The following is a 15478-nucleotide window of genomic DNA, read 5'->3' as shown; positions in this document are numbered from 1 at the left end:
GAAAGTGCTTTTTCTGTAGGCCCTGGCAGCGTCGCGCTTGCCGGGGTGTTCCTGCGTTATAAATGTGCAGTTGTCAGCGCAGTTGAATGTTGCTATTTTGCGAGCAACATTGGGAACACCAACAGTTGGAGAGATCGCGTATGGCAACGGCCAAAGGCAAGGCGAAAGCAACAACCGGCACACGTAAGGCGCCGGCGAAGAAAGCGCCACGCAAGACGGCGGCTGCTGCCTCCGCAAAGAAGTCATCAACCGCAGCCGCTGCAGAAAAGCGCGCACGTGACGCACTGGCCAAGCTGCAGGCGACTGTTGAGTCGGAGAAAAAAGCCCTTGCCGAGGCGCGCGCAAAATTGAAAGCTGCGCGCAGCGAGGCGGACGCACGGGCACATAAAGCGGCAAGCAAAACGGTGGACCGGGTGAACTCCCGCCTCGACAGTGCGCGCGCCAAGCTTGATGGCATGCGCCAGCGCGTGAAGGAACTGATTGCTGAAGCGCAGTTGGCTGCGCACCGCGTAGCAGCCGAGGAGCGTGTTCTGGCGAAGAAGGCAGAGCTCGCCGCCAAGGCGGAAGCCGACAAGGCGCGCGCGCTGGCCAAGCACGCCCGTCAGTGGAGCAAAGAGCGCGCCAAGGCCGATGCCGAGAAGCTGTCGGCATTGGAAAAGAAAGTGCTGGCGCAGTTGCGCGCAGCGGAGAAAAAGGCCGAAGCTGCTGCCAAGGCTGCGTTTGGCAAAGCCCGCAGCGGGCGCAAGTCCGTAGCAACCAGCGTGGACTCAGCGCTGTCTCGCGCCGGTAAGTCCAGCGGTAGAAAGGCGGCGGCAAAGTCCGGCGCGAAAAAGTCTACCGCCACCAGCGCCAAACCCAAGAAAACCAAGGCCGCGGCGAGCAAGCCAAAGGCCGCCAAAGCCCAGACCAAGGCGAAAGCCAAGGCCAAGGCTGCCCCCAAAAAGGCGGCTCCCGCAAAGCGTAAGGCAACGGCCAAAAAGCCGGCCTGAGGTAATCTCCGCACACCAGACCCGCAGCGGTAGCCCCGCTGCGGGTTTTTTTTTGCTTGCAACATGCCCGCCTCAGTCGAAGGCGTCGGGGGTGTTGCAGTTGAGAAAGTCAGGGCCGCTGAATTCAACCGTGACAGCATGCTGTGACGCGTACCAGCCCTGCACCGAGCGACCTCCTGACCCCAGATAGTCGGGGAGCCCGGCCAATACACGTCGCCGCAGGACGGCATGCAGGTAGTGCGCGCACCCCGCTGCTGAAGCGTAGGCGATATCAGCCTCAGGCGAGGCGTCCAGCGCAAGCCGCAGACGCTCGCCCAGGTTCAGGGGCAGTAAGGGTGTGTCGCAGGGTGTCACCAGTAGCAGCGATGACCTGGTCTCAGGCAGTGAGTGCAACCCGGCGAGGGGACCGGACACGTCTGTAAGGTCGCTGAAAACCCGGTCTGCATAGCGTTTGTAGTCATCCCTGTTGCGATTACAGTTGATCAATAGCTCACCCACCTGCGGGCGAAGGCGTGCGGCGACCTGTGCAACCAGCGGCTGTCCGCGCCAGTGCAGCAGTCCCTTGTCCCGGCCGCCCAGGCGCAGTCCTGCACCACCGGCCAGTATCACACCGGTGAGACGCGTATCGCCCTGCACATTATTCAACGGTTTCACCCCCTCCCAGGTTCAGGCCACTCGCTTGCTGTGAGATAATCCTACATCACAGTGGCTTCGCGCGCGCGCGGCCTGTGCTGTCACCTGTCTCGTGTAGCGAACCCATGACAAGTATTCTCGCGATTGATACCTCTACCGACGCCTGCTCCGTTGCACTGTGGGACAGCAACACCGTGCGTGTTTTGCTGGAGCATGCGCCGCGCCGCCACAATCAGCTCCTGCTGGGCATGCTGCGTGAACTGTTGCCGCAAGGCCCCGGTAATCTCGACGCCGTGGCCTATGGTTGTGGCCCCGGTTCCTTCACCGGCCTGCGCATTACCGCCAGCGCCGCGCAGGGCATTTGCTACGCAGCACAGTTGCCCGCCCTGCCCGTGTCCACGCTCGCCGCGCAGGTTCAGTCTGCGATTCGCCTCGGGCTGGCAGGCGAGGGTGACTGGGTGTTGAGCACCCTGGACGCGCATATCGGCGAGCTCTACTGGGGCCTGTATCGGGTCGTTGATGGCTTGCCCCAGGCGGCGTCTGCGGCGTCAGCCTGCCACCCCGGCGAATTGGCTCTTCCGGTGAATGAGTCGCTGGTCGCGGTGGGTAGTGGCCTGCACTATGCCGACCAGATACCAGACACCTGCCGGGCCCGTTTCAGCGCCGTCCACACGGAGTTGCTGCCGAGTGCAGAGGACATCCTGCCACTTGCCCAGCACGCCTTTCTGGCCGGGGAATGGCAGCCTGCCGAGGCGGTTTGCCCGGTCTATGTACGCGATGAGGTGCGCTGGAAGAAGCTCGCCGAACAGGGGCCGCGCAGCTGATGGATGTCTTACAGGCCATGTTTCTCGCTTTCCTGCAGGGCGTAACCGAGTTCCTGCCCATATCCAGTTCCGCACACCTGGTCATCCCCTCACTGGTCCTGGGCTGGCAGGATGAGGGCCTGACCTTTGACGTTGCGGTACACGTGGGCACCCTGCTTGCCGTGGTGCTGTATTACCGGCGTGATCTGTGCGCCATGGCGGGCAGCTGTCTCGGACTGCTGCGGGGTCGGGGAACGAATGCGGACACGCGCCTGGTGCTGTGTCTGGCTCTGGCCACCGTGCCGGTTTGTGTGGTTGGCTTCCTCGCAGACGAATTCATCGAATCGCAGCTGCGCACCTTGCCTGTCATTGCGACGACCACGCTGCTGTTTGGCCTGCTTCTGGGGCTGGCGGATCGACATGCCCGGCATGCCGCGTCCTTCGCGACGCTCACCCTGGGTGTCGCCCTGGCCATCGGGCTGGCACAGGCGCTGGCGCCTGTGCCCGGTGTATCGCGCTCGGGTGTGACGTTGACGGCGGGCCTCCTCCTGGGTCTGGATCGCAGCACGGCGGCTCGCTTTGCCTTCCTGCTGTCGATACCCGTTATTGCTGGTGCAGGGTTATTGAAGGGCGTACAACTGGTGCAGGCGAGTGCTCCGGTGGACTGGGCGCTGATGCTCTCTGCTGCCCTGTTGGCGGCCGTCACTGCCTACGCCTGTATCGGCCTGTTCCTGCGTCTGCTGGAACGGGTTGGCCTGATGCCCTTCGTGTACTACCGCATTGCCCTGGCTGCGGTGTTGTATGCGCTGTGGCTGTTTTAACGTTGTTTCAAGGAGACGCAGCATCCATGGATGTCGATCAGTTCAACCGCGAGTTGCTGGCCTTTCTCGCCGCCGCCAGTACACCATTCCATGCGGTTAGCGCGTTGGCGAGCCGCCTGCAGTCCGCGGGCTTCAGTCCGCTACGGTCAGACCAGGCCTGGTCGCTGGAGCCGGGCGGGCGCTACTACCTGACGCGCAACGACAGTTCTATTGTTGCATTTACCATCGGTGCCGAGGCTGCTCCCGAGCGCGGCATGCGTATGGTCGGTGCGCACACCGACAGTCCCTGCCTGATGGTCAAGCCTGCACCGGAGAAGCGGCGCGCGGGGTATTTCCAGCTGGGCGTGGAGGTCTACGGTGGTGCGCTGCTCAATCCCTGGTTCGATCGTGATCTGTCGCTCGCTGGGCGCGTCAGCTATGCCGATCAGGCCGGTGCACTGCGCACGGCGATGGTGGACTTTCGTCGCCCGCTGGCGGTGATCCCCAGTCTCGCCATCCACCTCGACCGCGAGGCCAACCAGTCGCGCAGCATCAACCCGCAGACAGATATCCTGCCGGTACTGGCCCTGCGGGCGGAGCCGGGCACGCCGTCATTCCGCGAACTGCTGCGCGATCGCCTGCTGGTGGAGCATCCGGACTGCGGTGTTCGGGAGGTGCTGGACTACGAGCTCTGCTTTTACGATACGCAGCCCCCGGCGCTGGTGGGATTGCATGAGGAGTTCATCGCCTCGGCCCGCCTCGATAATCTGCTGAGTTGTTTCACCGGGCTGCAATCACTGCTCGCTGCAGACGGACGGCAGAGCTGTCTCCTGGTTTGCAATGATCATGAGGAGGTGGGCAGCCTGTCCACCTCGGGAGCCCAGGGCCCTCTGTTGCTCTCCACCCTGCGGCGGCTGGTGCCGGATGAGGTGACGCTGGCGCAACTGGTGGCAAACTCGCTGATGATTTCCGCAGACAACGCCCACGGCATTCACCCGAATTATGCCGACAAGCACGACGATAACCACGGCCCGCTGCTGAATGCCGGCCCGGTCATCAAGATTAACGCCAACCAGCGCTACGCCACCAATGCAGAGACGGCGGGTCTGTTTCGCCTGCTGGCGAAGGAGGAGGGCGTGGCGGTGCAGAGCTTTGTGGTCCGCTCGGACATGGGCTGCGGCAGTACCATTGGCCCGATTACCGCCGGTGGCACGGGTATCCGCACGCTGGATATCGGTGTCCCCACGTTCGCCATGCACTCGGTTCGTGAACTGGCCGGGCGCGACGACGCCGCGCAGCTGTGTCGGGTTTTGCAGCGCTTCTACAATCACTCCGGCAGGCTGACGCCAGCGTGAGCCCGCCTCCCATCCGGCGCGCACGCGTAGCCACTGCCGGGTGCACAGGATAAACTGGCGGCCGCAGCTGTTTGGCCGTCAATGGACAGGATATTCATGACAACACAACGAGTTCTCACCGGCATCACCACCACCGGTACGCCGCATCTGGGCAATTTTGTCGGGGCGATACGCCCGGCGATTGCAGCCTCAAAGGACCCGGCGACAGAGTCCTTTCTGTTCCTGGCCGACTACCATGCCCTGATCAAGTGTCAGGACCCGGCCCAGGTGCGTCAGTCCAGCAAGGAAATTGCCGCCACCTGGCTGGCCCTGGGGCTTGATACCGAGCGGGCTGTGTTCTATCGCCAGTCGGATATCCCGGAAATTACCGAGCTGACCTGGATTCTGTGCTGCAACGCAGCCAAAGGGCTGATGAACCGCGCGCATGCCTACAAAGCCGCGATCCAGGCCAACGAGGAGGCGGGTGAGGACCCGGATTTCGGCGTTACCATGGGGCTGTTCAGCTACCCGATATTGATGGCGGCGGATATCCTCATGTTCGGCGCACATCGGGTGCCGGTCGGTCGCGACCAGATCCAGCACGTGGAGATGGCGCGGGACATCGCCCAGCGCTTTAACCACCATTTTGCCCCACTGTTCACGCTTCCCGAAGCTGTGGTTGAAGACCATGTCGCTGTCCTGCAGGGCCTGGACGGTCGCAAGATGAGCAAGAGCTACCAGAATACGATTCCGCTGTTTCTCCCGGAAAAGCAGCTGCGCAAGGCGATCAACAAGATCAAGACCAACCTGCTGGAGCCCGGCGAGCCGAAGGACCCTGACGATTCAACCGTGTTCCAGATTTGGTCCGCTTTTGCCTCAGCTGAGGAGACCGCGCGTATGCGGGCCGACTTCGAGGAAGGTATCGCCTGGGGCGAGGCCAAGCGACAGCTGTTCGAACTGGTGAATGCAACTCTGGCGCCGGCGCGCGAGCGCTACGAAGCCCTGCTCAGCGACCCCGGCCATATTGAGTCTGTACTGCAGCGGGGTGCCGAGCGCGCGCGGGCCTTCAGCGTACCGTTGCTGGCGCAGGTGCGCGAGGCCGTTGGCATTAGCGCGATGCGCTGATGCCGGTCATACGCCCCAGTTGTAGCGCAGCTCCATGAATACCCCGCGTGGCCGGCCGACGAAGTAGCGGTAGTTGCCAAAACCGACATCCGCACGCTCCGCATACTCTTCATCCAGCAGGTTGGTCACCCGCAATGTGGCGCCGAGGTTGCGGGTGAGGGGGGCGCTCAGGCGCACGTTGAGCAGTGAATGCCCCTCGTATTCGAACGCGTTTTCCGGCTCGAGGTAATACTCGTCCATGTACACCCATTCCAGTTCCGCCACCGGTGTGCTGCCGTGTCGCGCCGCGAACTCCCAGCCAATTCGCGCACTGCCGAACAGGCGCGGAGCGGTGTCGATGTCGTTGCCGTCAATCGATTCATTCACGCCCAGCGGCAGTGCATCGTTGGCGTAGCGGTGCCGTGCGGCTGTGGCGTCGAGGCGTGCATACCACGCATCCTGGCTGCGGTAGTCGAGGCTGATTTCCAGCCCCGTGTGCTCGGTGCGAGCACCGCTGACATTACGGCGGTCTGCGTCCTGGAAAATGACCTCGTCCTTGTTCATATGGTACAGCGACAGGTCGTAGCCGAAACCGGCGCCGTTGTCGCCGCGCAGACCGATTTCGATGTTGTCCATCACCTCCGAGTCAAGATCGGCGACCGACTGGCCTGACTGCAGGCGGTACAGCTCGCTGGTATCCGGTGCCCGGAAGCCGTTAGCGGCGCGCAGGTAAACGCTGTGGCCGGGGCGCAGGAGGTAGCTGGCGCCCGCGTTGACGGACCAGTCAGTGAAGCTGTCGGTGCGGTCGGCAACCCTGAAGAACCGGCACGCGGTCGCTTCCGGCGCACAGACGGAGCCTGCGGGGCCGCGATTGTCGTAGTCGTAATGCGTGTACTCCACGCGCAGGCCACCATCCAGTGTCCAGCGCTCGGACAGCGCATAGTTCAGCTGGCTCCAGGCCGCCCCGACACTGGCGTCCACGGTGTAGTCGTAATGCACGCCCTGCGGCTGGTTGGGGCTGAAGGGCTGTTCCTGCACCTCCTGCAGGGAGCCCTCGGTGATCTCCAGGTCCACGCCGCCCACCCACCTCAGGTTACCCTGCTCGCCGTGCAGCGCGGTTCTCAGGCCGAGTGATTCGTGAGCGTTGGTCTCCACGGGCTGCCAGGGGAGGAAATGCTGCAGGAACTCCATCCGGTTGCGGCGCAGGTAGGGGGTGATGCTGAGCTGCATGTCTGGCCCGATGTCTCTGCTGGCCTCACTGTAGAGGCGCAGAGACCAGGCGTCCCGGTAGGCTTCCGGGTTGGGGTTGCTGCGGCGCAGATCATCGTCCTTGTAGGCCTCGAAGCCCTGGATGAACCCCGCCGTCTCCTGGTTCAGGTTGGCCCCATCCAGCACCGTACGGAAGTTCCAGATGTCACCCGCGTAGTCGTGGCGCAGCGTGAGTTTCTCCTGGTCGTAACCCGAATCGTCCTGATAACCACCGTCGGTGGAGACGTTGCCGCGCAGGCTGAAGGCGTGTCGCCCCGCGGCGTGGTTGAGGCTGAGCTTTGTCCGGTAGTAATCATCCGGCCCGGCTTCCACGGCAAGTTGCTGTCCTGCCGCAGGGTTGGGTGCCGCACTGAGTACGTTAATGACACCGTGCATCGCGTTGGAGCCGTAGCTGGCGCCCGCTGGCCCTTTGATCACCTCGATACGGCCGGCCTGCTCAATGTTCGCATCGAACAACTGGTTGACGTTGCAGAAGCCGGGCGCGCGCAGGCTGATGCCATCTGCGGCCATGAAGAAAGAGCCACAGCCGCCGGCCCCCGTCAGCACCGGAGAGCGCAGGGCAGTGAGGCTTTCCTGGCCATTGCCGCGGCTGATCCAGGCGCCGGGCACCTGCTGCATGATTTCAGCGGGGTGCGTGTGTCCAATCAGGATCAGCGCTTCATCGTTGATGACCGACCAGGCCAGTGGCAACCGGCTGGCCTCTTCGCTGATGCGTTTGGCGCTGACGATGACCTGTTCCAGGACGGGCTCGCTGCTGGCTGTTGCAGCATAGAGGGCGGCGGCCAGAGCGCCCGCCAGTGTTCTGTTGACCTGCATGGTTTATCCTGCGGCGATAATGTTGGGGTTGTTGCGCGGTGAGTCGTCGTTGTCGCGGTTCTGCACTGCCTGCGCAATGCGCTGGAAGGGCACGCGCAGCATGGTTTTCAGCTCATCGCTGGCACCGCCTTCCTCCAGCGCCTGTTCCATGCACCAGAGCCATTGCGCGGTCATCTTCGGGCCGATATGGAAGGGGGCGTGGGGCTCGGTCAGGCAGACACCGCCGTGCTTTTCGGCATAGCGCGGGGGGCCTCCCATCCAGCCTGTCAGGTAGTCGGTGAGCCGCTCGGTGACCGGGCCGAGGTTGTCGGCGTGCATGGCGCGCAGCTCCCGCACCTCGGGTCGGCTGTCCATGATGCGGTAGAAATCCTCACACAGGCGTCGTATGCCGTCGTCGCCGAGGATCGCATAGGGTGTGTTGGGTGTGCTCATAGTCGCGATGTGGATAGTGGCTTTGTGAGGGACGCAGTGTACGCGTCGGGGCGCTGAAAGTCCTCCCCGCACGGGCGGCTGGCTGCGCCATAAACGTTCGGGATTATAACAAATCGGTCATCGATACGCCGAAGCCGATGCGACTCTGGTGCAGGTTGTAGTCGATCAGGCTCTCGCCGTAGCCGTTGAAATACTGCACGTAGCCTTTGAAACGGCGATTGACCGGAAAAGTCCACTCCAACTGCACCGAGCCACGATTATCTGCCTGCAGGTTGTTGCGTACCTGAACCGCGAACTCGTGCTGCTCCCACTTCCAGATGCCGGTGAGGTCGCCGTAGCCGAGGTAGTCCTCGATATCGGGGTTGTCGTCGCTGCCGCTGCTTTCGGGGATCCGGTACCAGCCGCGCACGTTCAATGTCATGCGGCGACGCTCAAAGGCAGCCCCAGCCACGATGCGGTTCCAGCTGCGCGAGAGATCACCGCCCTGGCCGTTGGACTCGTGTACGAAGCCGACGTCCCAGAGGGTGTTGGTAAAACCCCAGAAGCGCCAGTTGTTGGCGAAGGACAGCGATACTTCCGGCTGGTAGTTGGTTTCGCGAAACGGTGAGGACTCGTTGTAGACCTGCCACCAGTTGCGTTGCGTGTACCCCACCCACAGGTGGTTGTTGCGCCCCAGGATGTTCTCCCAGGCGATGGTTTTCAGGCTCAGCTGGAATTTGGCTTCCAGCCGGTCCATCGCCTCGTCGGGCTGCTGCTGGGCCCAGGCGTCACGGTTCAGTGTGTCGGCGTAGGTGAGTGGCAGCAGATAGTTGCGGTGATGGGGGGTAATCACCCAGGCGTTGCCCGTGAGCTCAGCTTCCTCGGCGATGCGTTTGCCGAACAGCAGTTCCTCCTCGGCCAGGTTGACCGGTTCCACGGCTTCTTCACCCAGGATGTCGTCTTCGTCCGCTCCCCATCCCAGTGACGACTCGGGTGTGTTGGGCGTGCCCGGGGCGCTGCGTCCGGCCGCAGTGTCGTAACAGGCGAGGCGAGCCTGATCGTCGCTGATGCTGACGCAATTTTCCGCCAGTGCGGAAGGCGCGGCCGACAGGCTGAGCAGCAGAAGGAGAGGTGGGCAATGCTTCTTCATCAGTTTCGGGGCGGACTGTTCATCGTCGTGTAGTGTAACGGAACCGTTTCCGCAGTGACAGGCAAGGTGCCCCGCCCCGCCCAGCTCTGCTAGAATCGCCGCTCACTTCGGGTCGCCTGCACGGCGGCCCTGGCAATGGATCGCTCTGTGTAGGAGCGCAACACGGGAATCTGCCATGAGCCTTGCCCACACTGTGCTGGCGGTGAACAACGACCTTCCACTGCGAGTGGGTGCCCCTGTGCACTCCGGCAAGGTGCGTTCCGTGTACTGGCTTACCGCCACAGACAGCGCACGGCTGATCCGCGAGCGGGCTTACCCTGTTGCCGCGGACACGCCGTTGGCGGTGATGATCATCAGTGACCGTATCTCGGCCTTCGAGTGTATCTGGGAAGGAGAAGAGGGTCTCGCCGGCGTACCGGGCAAGGGTGCGGCGCTCAACGCGATCTCCAACCACTGGTTTCAGCGCTTCCGAGAGCGGGGGCTGGCGCCCAGCCATATTCTCGAAACGCCGCATCCACTGGTCTGGATCGTGCAGAAGGCGCGGCCGGTGATGATCGAGGCCATTGCCCGGCAGTACATCACCGGATCCATGTGGCGCGCCTACAGCAAAGGCGAGCGCGAATTCTGCGGCCTCCGCCTGCCCGATGGTCTGCAGCGCGACCAGAAACTGCCCGATCTGCTGGTGACGCCGTCCACCAAGGGTATTCTGCGCGGCATCCCCGGTGTGCCCGAACAGGACGATGTGAACATCGCCAGGGCCGCACTGATAGACCACTTCAGCGCGTTCGGATTTCGTTCAGCGGCGGATGTCAGCCACTACGAATCGCTGTTGCGTGCCGGTTTTAACGTCATCAGCAGCGAGCTGGCTGCGCTTGACCAGATTTTCGTCGATACAAAATTCGAGTTCGGTTATGTGACCAACGCCGCCGGCGAGCAGCAGATGATTTACATGGATGAGGTGGGAACCCCCGATTCCTCGCGCATCTGGGACGGCCCTGCCTGGCGCGAGGGGCGTGTTGTGGAGAATTCCAAGGAAGGGTTTCGCCAGCTGTTGCTGAACCACTTCCCCGACCCCGACATCCTGTTGAACAAGGACCGCATGCCGGAGCGCCTGGCACTGGCCCGCGATACGCACCTGCCTGCCGACGTGTTCCAGCAGGTTTCGGCCACCTATACCGGGCTCGCGGAGAAAATCACCGGCCAGCCTTTACCCCGTAGTGATGATCCCCGCCGCGAGATCCTGGACATTCTCGGTGGTGAGTTCGGGCTGTTGGCCTGAGCCGACCCCGTGCTCACCGATCCTGCGTTTTATCTCGTCAGTGTTCCCGCGGTGATGCTCTACGGCATCGCCAAGGGCGGTTTTGGCGGTGCAGTGGCGATCCTCGCAGTACCGCTGATGGCGCTGGTCATGTCGCCGACCCAGGCGGCGGCGATTCTGCTGCCCATCCTGGTGGTGATGGACGCGGTGGTGGTGCGGACGTACTGGGGCGTGTTCGATCGCCGCGCGCTGCAGTTGCTGCTGCCGGGTGCATTGGTGGGAATTGGCCTGGGTTTTCTCACCGCCGGTGCTATGGACGACAATTATATGCGGGTGTTGGTGGGACTGATCTCCACGCTGTTCGGTGTGCAGCAGCTGCTGGGTTTTGCCGGGCGCGCCAGCCAGCGTCATCGCGCCGCTCCCGCCGCGGTGTTCGGTACCCTCGCGGGTTTCACCAGCTTCAGCATCCACGCAGGTGGACCGCCGCTGACCATGTACCTGCTGCCCAAGGGCTTGCCACCGTTGGTGTTCGCCGGTACGGCCGGCCTGTTTTTCGCCGTCGTCAATCTGGTCAAACTGCTGCCCTATTACTGGTTAGGGCAGTTCACGCTGGATAATCTGCTGTATTCACTCATACTGGTCCCACTGGCTCCCCTGGGAGTCCGGTTGGGGCACGCGCTGGTGAAGCGCTCCCCCGCGAAATTCTACTACCGGGTGATCAGTTTTTTCCTCGTGGTACTGGGGGTGAAGCTCCTGTGGGATGGGGTGTTCGGGCTGCTCGCCTGAGCGACGAAACGGTGGTATACCGCTTTTCGATTGCCTATAGTGCGTGCAGGGTTCGATGACTGAAAAGGAGATATCCATGTCTCAACGTATGACCTCTGTGATCCTGTTGGCCTGCGCTGTGTTTGCCGGCTGTGCGACGTCGCCTGAGGTGACCGACGATGGCCTGGCCCGTGTGGACGGCTACCGGTTTGCCGATGTGTACGTGCGCCCGGGCGCCGACCTGGCGCACTACCAACACGTGGAAGTGGACGATTGTGAGGTGGCCTTCCGCAGGAACTGGCTGCGTGACCAGAATCAGAGCAGCCGCAGCGTGACCACGCGCATCAGCCAGGAAGATGCCGACCGCATTCGCGGCGACGTCGCCGCCGCCTGTGACGAGGAGTTTCGTGCTGCTTTGAGCAAGCCGCCGGCCTACTCGCTGGTCGAGACGCCGCCGGAAGGCGAGGATACCCTGGTGCTGAAGCCAGCCATTGTGAATCTGGATATCAATGCGCCGGATGTGCAGTCCGCTGCCCGGACGCGCAGCTATACCACCTCCGCCGGCGAAATGACGCTGGTGCTTGAGATGGTCGACGGCGTCACCGGAGAAGTGCAGGCGCGTGTTGTCGACCGTCGCCGGGGTATCGATCAAGGGACGCTGCAATGGACCAGCAGCGTAACCAACCGGGCGGAATTCAACCGCATTCTGCGGCGCTGGGCCGATCTGCTGCGTGACGGCTTCGACCGCGTGCGCGACGGGTCCGCTGCGGCTGGATAAGGGGTAGAGACCATGAGAATTATTGAGGTGACGCCACAGGTCGCGGTGTCCGAGCAGCTCAACCTGGACGATGTGCCGGCGATCGCGGCAGCGGGGTACCGGGTGCTGGTGAATAATCGTCCCGACGGTGAGGCCCCCGGTCAGCCAAGCTCGGCCGAATTTGCCGCCGCTGCCGCGGCGAGTGGCCTCGACTACGTGTATTACCCGGTTAACGGGATGAACTTCCCGGGCCCCGATCTGGCGCGTCTGGCGGCGACCTTCAACAGCGGCAGTGGTCCTGTGCTGGCGTTCTGCCGCAGTGGCACCCGTTCCATCAACCTGTGGCTGGCGACTCGCCCTGCGGAGGATTTTCCGCAGGCGGTGCAGCGCGCCCGCAGCCTCGGCTACGACCTGTCCATGGTCGGGCAGCGCTGAACGCTGTGAACACCGGTCACGAGCAGGCGTCGCAAGCAGCTGTGGCGCCCGCTCGCCCCGCGAGCACCGTGGTGCTGCTGCGCGACGGCCCTGACGGGCTCGAAACACTGCTGCTCAAGCGCAACAAGGCCCTGTTGTTTGCCGGTGGTTACTGGGTGTTTCCCGGCGGGGCATTGGAAGCCGGTGACCTGGAGCAGGCGGCTGGCGACGAAGAGCGTGCCACACGCATCGCGGCGGCGCGGGAAGCGGAGGAAGAGGCGGGTCTGCGACCGTCGCCGGAGGATATGGTACTCATCAGCCACTGGACCACCCCGGTGATCGAGCCCAAACGGTTTTCCACCTGGATCTACGCCGCGCCGGTGGCGGCCGACGCCGAGGCCAGAATCGATGGCAGCGAAATTCACGCGGCGCGCTGGGTGGCGGTAGCGCAGGCAGTGCGGGAGCACGATGCCGGTGAACTCGGCGTATTGCCGCCAACCTACATCACCCTCTGTGACCTGGCGCGCTATGCCAGTGTGGAGGAACTGTTGCGCATTGAGCGCTCGCGGCCACCACAGTCGGTGTTTCCGCGCTTCTGCCATGCCGATGGGCAGGTTTTTGTCATGTTCCGCGGCGACGCCGGCTACGAAAGCGGCGATGGCAGCTGCCCCGGCGCCCGTCACCGTGCAGTGCTTGAAAACAAGTGCTGGCGCTACGTCTATGAGGACGTGGCGGCCGAGTTTCCCTGCCTGATTGGTCCCTGAATCGTCGTGAGTGAGCCCCTGGACAACGGCAAACGTGGCGGCGCGGGATTCCCGCTCTGGGACTGGCCCACGCGCCTGTTTCACTGGTCGCTCCCCGTGCTCCTGCCACTGGCGTGGTGGACCGCGGAAGAAGGCCAGATGGAGCGGCATCAGTGGGTAGGGTATACCCTGCTGGTGCTGGTGGTGTTTCGCATTGGCTGGGGCCTGATAGGCAGCCGTCACTCCCGCTTCACGGATTTCCTGCGCGGGCCACGCATGGTGCTGGGGTATCTCCGTGGACAGGTGCCGGCGGGCCCGGGTCACAACCCACTGGGTGGATGGTCGGTCGTGGTGCTGCTCACGCTGTTACTGGCCCAGGCCGTTAGCGGGCTTTTCAACAGTGACCGGATTCTGTTTGACGGACCGCTGTATTATGCGGTGGATAGCAGCACCCGGGATTTTCTCGGTGTGGTGCATGAATGGGCCTTCAATGCCTTGCTGGCGATGGTCGCGGTGCACCTGCTGGCCGTGGCCTGGCACCAGTGGCGGTTGGGTGAAAAGCTGCTGCAAGCCATGTGGCTGGGACGCGCGGGTGGGCGGGAAGGGGAGGCGCCCGTGGTCGGCTGGTGGCGGGCGCTGCTATTGCTTGCTGCGGTCAGCGGCCTGTTCTGGTGGATACTGCAACAGGCACCGCCGCCGCCGCGGATGTGGTAGGGACGGGCCCGATCAGTACAGGTAGTCTTTCGACTTGTATTCGTCGTGGCAGGCCTTGCAGGTCTGGCCGGCTGCGCCGACCTGCTGCGCGATCGCCGCTCGATCACCCCCTTTCACGGCAACGCCCAGGTCCTTGGCAGCGGCCTGCATGTCACTGAGTTTCTGCGCGAAGTCGTCGCGGTTTTCCCAGATCTCCGGTTTTGCACGGGTGGTGCCCTTGTCGGAACCATCGGGGAAGCCGCGCAGCAGGTTCAGCGAAACAACCGCATTGAAATCATCGGCAAAGCCCTGCAGCTGTTCCTGGTTCCAGGGCATTTCGCCCTTCACCATGGCGCCCATGGGTCCGAAGTTGGCCCCCAGCAGCGCAAAATAGGACTGCCGGTAGGATTGGTGAAATTCGTTCTCGTCGAGGTGCGACAACGCCAGGGGAGACAGTGCCAGGGCGGCAACCGAGACCAGTGCGGCAACAGGCTTCAGTACGGATTTGCTCATGGTGCGCTCTCTTGTTAGCAGGACGTCAACCCATCCTATAGGGCCTTGCCACCTGCTGGCAAGCAGGCGCTGCGCTCGATTCCGCTGCCGAGGCCAACGGCGCCGGCCAACTTTTTGAACCTGCCTTGTGTTACGGGGGCGACCACTGCGGAAAAGGCCGCGCAGTGGGCTACCATGGGCGATGCATTGGTACGAGGTATGGCATGAGCGCTCAGCAGTGGGATTACAGTTTTGATGTGGTTGTGGTGGGATCCGGAAATGGCGGGCTCACGGCAGCGCTTTGCAGTTATGAGATGGGCACGCGCGATGTGCTGGTGGTGGAAAAGTCCGACCTGTACGGTGGCACCAGCTCCATTTCCGGGGGCGGTGTCTGGATACCCTGTAACCGCTACGCACGGCAAGCCGGCGCCGAGGACTCGCTGGAAAACGCGCGCACCTACCTGCGCCAGCTGATTACCGAGGAGGAGGTGCCGGATTACCAGCTGGATGCCTTCCTCGAGAATGGCCCGAAAATGGTGGATTTTCTGCACGAGCGCACACGCGTGCGCTACGTGACGCTCGAGCACTACCCGGATTACTACACCAACCTCGAGGGCGCGATGGTGGGTCACCGCTCCATGGAACCGGAGACCTTTCCGGCCAGCGAGCTGGGTGAGGAATGGCGCCGCCTGCGGCGCACCCACCCGATGATGCACCTCGGGGGGCTGATCGGCTTTACCCAGGTGGAAGCCGCGCTGTTGATCGGCCAGCAGCCCGGCTGGTGGAAGACCGCGCTGAAGCTGGTGGCTGCCTACGTCGCCGATATTCCCTGGCGCCTGAAGGACAAGTATCACCGCCGCCTCGCCACCGGCTGTGCCGGCGTGGCGCGCCTGCGCGCCTCGCTGCAGGATCGGGATATTCCGCTCTGGCTGAGCACCCCCATGCGCCGGGTCATTGATGAGGACGGCGTGGTCACGGGTATCGAAGTCACCCGCAATGGTGAAACCCTGCGCATACAGGCGCGCAAAGGCGTGATACTGGCTGCCG

Annotated in this window: 17 protein-coding genes; 12 read left to right on the top strand and 5 right to left on the bottom strand. The window is 63.3% G+C overall.

What is annotated here, in order from left to right; all coding sequences use genetic code 11:
* The first annotated feature begins 140 nt into the window (after positions 1-140).
* The gene (locus tag R3E49_RS14245) at positions 141-989 is read left to right on the top strand and encodes a hypothetical protein (RefSeq protein WP_371295647.1); all 849 of its coding nucleotides are present in this window, start codon (positions 141-143) and stop codon (positions 987-989) included.
* Positions 990-1061: 72 nt separating this feature from the next.
* Here the strand turns inward: R3E49_RS14245 and mobA are convergent, their stop codons facing one another.
* Positions 1062-1625: a molybdenum cofactor guanylyltransferase MobA gene (gene mobA / locus R3E49_RS14240; protein ID WP_371295813.1), complete on the bottom strand. Its 564-nt coding sequence runs from the start codon at positions 1623-1625 to the stop codon at positions 1062-1064.
* Between the two features lie 122 nt (positions 1626-1747).
* Between mobA and tsaB the strand changes: the two genes are divergently transcribed.
* The 4 genes from tsaB to R3E49_RS14220 all read left to right on the top strand — a co-directional run bounded on the left by tsaB (position 1748) and on the right by R3E49_RS14220 (position 5684).
* Positions 1748-2446 (top strand): tRNA (adenosine(37)-N6)-threonylcarbamoyltransferase complex dimerization subunit type 1 TsaB, encoded by a 699-nt coding sequence (gene tsaB, locus R3E49_RS14235; RefSeq protein WP_371295646.1) that lies wholly within the window; start codon positions 1748-1750, stop codon positions 2444-2446.
* A complete protein-coding gene (locus R3E49_RS14230) occupies positions 2446-3246 on the top strand; it encodes an undecaprenyl-diphosphate phosphatase (RefSeq protein ID WP_371295645.1) in 801 nt (266 codons plus the stop codon). The genes tsaB and R3E49_RS14230 overlap by 1 nt, the downstream gene beginning before the upstream one ends.
* 26 nt (positions 3247-3272) lie before the next feature.
* A complete protein-coding gene (locus R3E49_RS14225) occupies positions 3273-4580 on the top strand; it encodes a M18 family aminopeptidase (protein WP_371295644.1) in 1308 nt (435 codons plus the stop codon).
* 96 nt (positions 4581-4676) lie between these two features.
* Positions 4677-5684: a tryptophan--tRNA ligase gene (locus R3E49_RS14220; RefSeq protein ID WP_371295643.1), complete on the top strand. Its 1008-nt coding sequence runs from the start codon at positions 4677-4679 to the stop codon at positions 5682-5684.
* A gap of 6 nt (positions 5685-5690) precedes the next feature.
* Here the strand turns inward: R3E49_RS14220 and R3E49_RS14215 are convergent, their stop codons facing one another.
* The 3 genes from R3E49_RS14215 to R3E49_RS14205 form a co-directional block, all read right to left on the bottom strand.
* Positions 5691-7748, bottom strand: coding sequence for a TonB-dependent receptor (locus R3E49_RS14215; protein WP_371295642.1), 2058 nt, complete (start codon positions 7746-7748; stop codon positions 5691-5693).
* 3 nt (positions 7749-7751) lie between these two features.
* Positions 7752-8180, bottom strand: a complete 429-nt coding sequence (locus tag R3E49_RS14210) for a group II truncated hemoglobin (protein WP_371295641.1) — start codon at positions 8178-8180, stop codon at positions 7752-7754.
* A 103-nt stretch (positions 8181-8283) separates the two neighbouring features.
* Positions 8284-9309, bottom strand: coding sequence for a phospholipase A (locus tag R3E49_RS14205; RefSeq protein WP_371295640.1), 1026 nt, complete (start codon positions 9307-9309; stop codon positions 8284-8286).
* A 175-nt stretch (positions 9310-9484) separates the two neighbouring features.
* Here R3E49_RS14205 and R3E49_RS14200 point away from each other — a divergent pair, with 175 nt between their 5' ends.
* The 6 genes from R3E49_RS14200 (at position 9485) to R3E49_RS14175 (ending at position 13960) form a co-directional block, all read left to right on the top strand.
* Positions 9485-10588, top strand: a complete 1104-nt coding sequence (locus R3E49_RS14200) for a phosphoribosylaminoimidazolesuccinocarboxamide synthase (RefSeq protein ID WP_371295639.1) — start codon at positions 9485-9487, stop codon at positions 10586-10588.
* 9 nt (positions 10589-10597) lie between these two features.
* Entirely contained in the window at positions 10598-11353 is a 756-nt protein-coding gene (locus R3E49_RS14195) for a sulfite exporter TauE/SafE family protein (RefSeq protein ID WP_371295638.1), read from the top strand.
* Positions 11354-11429: 76 nt separating this feature from the next.
* Positions 11430-12110 (top strand): DUF3313 family protein, encoded by a 681-nt coding sequence (locus R3E49_RS14190; protein WP_371295637.1) that lies wholly within the window; start codon positions 11430-11432, stop codon positions 12108-12110.
* Between the two features lie 12 nt (positions 12111-12122).
* A complete protein-coding gene (locus R3E49_RS14185; RefSeq protein WP_371295636.1) occupies positions 12123-12524 on the top strand; it encodes a TIGR01244 family sulfur transferase in 402 nt (133 codons plus the stop codon).
* A gap of 5 nt (positions 12525-12529) precedes the next feature.
* Positions 12530-13267 carry an NUDIX domain-containing protein gene (locus R3E49_RS14180; protein WP_371295635.1) on the top strand — a complete coding sequence of 246 codons (738 nt, stop codon included), beginning with the start codon at positions 12530-12532 and terminating at the stop codon, positions 13265-13267.
* Between the two features lie 6 nt (positions 13268-13273).
* Positions 13274-13960, top strand: coding sequence for a cytochrome b/b6 domain-containing protein (locus R3E49_RS14175; RefSeq protein ID WP_371295634.1), 687 nt, complete (start codon positions 13274-13276; stop codon positions 13958-13960).
* Positions 13961-13972: 12 nt separating this feature from the next.
* On the opposite strand, the gene R3E49_RS14170 is transcribed toward R3E49_RS14175, so the two are convergent.
* Positions 13973-14452, bottom strand: a complete 480-nt coding sequence (locus R3E49_RS14170) for a cytochrome c (RefSeq protein ID WP_371295633.1) — start codon at positions 14450-14452, stop codon at positions 13973-13975.
* A gap of 203 nt (positions 14453-14655) precedes the next feature.
* Between R3E49_RS14170 and R3E49_RS14165 the strand changes: the two genes are divergently transcribed.
* The coding region (locus tag R3E49_RS14165) for an FAD-dependent oxidoreductase (RefSeq protein ID WP_371295632.1) at positions 14656-15478 on the top strand (823 nt) is incomplete at its 3' end.

It is taken from the genome of Haliea sp. (assembly GCF_041395985.1).
In the GTDB taxonomy this organism is placed as follows: Bacteria; Pseudomonadota; Gammaproteobacteria; order Pseudomonadales; family Halieaceae; genus Haliea.
This window is presented reverse-complemented; position numbering and strand designations above follow the sequence as displayed.

Excerpts from the sequence above, each read along its gene's own strand:
- R3E49_RS14220 (WP_371295643.1), top strand. The coding sequence starts at position 4,677 with ATGACAACACAACGAGTTCTCACCGGCATCACCACCACCGGTACGCCG.
- R3E49_RS14185 (WP_371295636.1), top strand. The coding sequence starts at position 12,123 with ATGAGAATTATTGAGGTGACGCCACAGGTCGCGGTGTCCGAGCAGCTC.
- tsaB (WP_371295646.1), top strand. The coding sequence starts at position 1,748 with ATGACAAGTATTCTCGCGATTGATACCTCTACCGACGCCTGCTCCGTT.
- R3E49_RS14245 (WP_371295647.1), top strand. The coding sequence starts at position 141 with ATGGCAACGGCCAAAGGCAAGGCGAAAGCAACAACCGGCACACGTAAG.
- R3E49_RS14225 (WP_371295644.1), top strand. The coding sequence starts at position 3,273 with ATGGATGTCGATCAGTTCAACCGCGAGTTGCTGGCCTTTCTCGCCGCC.
- R3E49_RS14230 (WP_371295645.1), top strand. The coding sequence starts at position 2,446 with ATGGATGTCTTACAGGCCATGTTTCTCGCTTTCCTGCAGGGCGTAACC.
- R3E49_RS14205 (WP_371295640.1), bottom strand. The coding sequence starts at position 9,309 with ATGAAGAAGCATTGCCCACCTCTCCTTCTGCTGCTCAGCCTGTCGGCC.
- R3E49_RS14215 (WP_371295642.1), bottom strand. The coding sequence starts at position 7,748 with ATGCAGGTCAACAGAACACTGGCGGGCGCTCTGGCCGCCGCCCTCTAT.
- R3E49_RS14210 (WP_371295641.1), bottom strand. The coding sequence starts at position 8,180 with ATGAGCACACCCAACACACCCTATGCGATCCTCGGCGACGACGGCATA.
- R3E49_RS14190 (WP_371295637.1), top strand. The coding sequence starts at position 11,430 with ATGTCTCAACGTATGACCTCTGTGATCCTGTTGGCCTGCGCTGTGTTT.
- R3E49_RS14200 (WP_371295639.1), top strand. The coding sequence starts at position 9,485 with ATGAGCCTTGCCCACACTGTGCTGGCGGTGAACAACGACCTTCCACTG.
- R3E49_RS14170 (WP_371295633.1), bottom strand. The coding sequence starts at position 14,452 with ATGAGCAAATCCGTACTGAAGCCTGTTGCCGCACTGGTCTCGGTTGCC.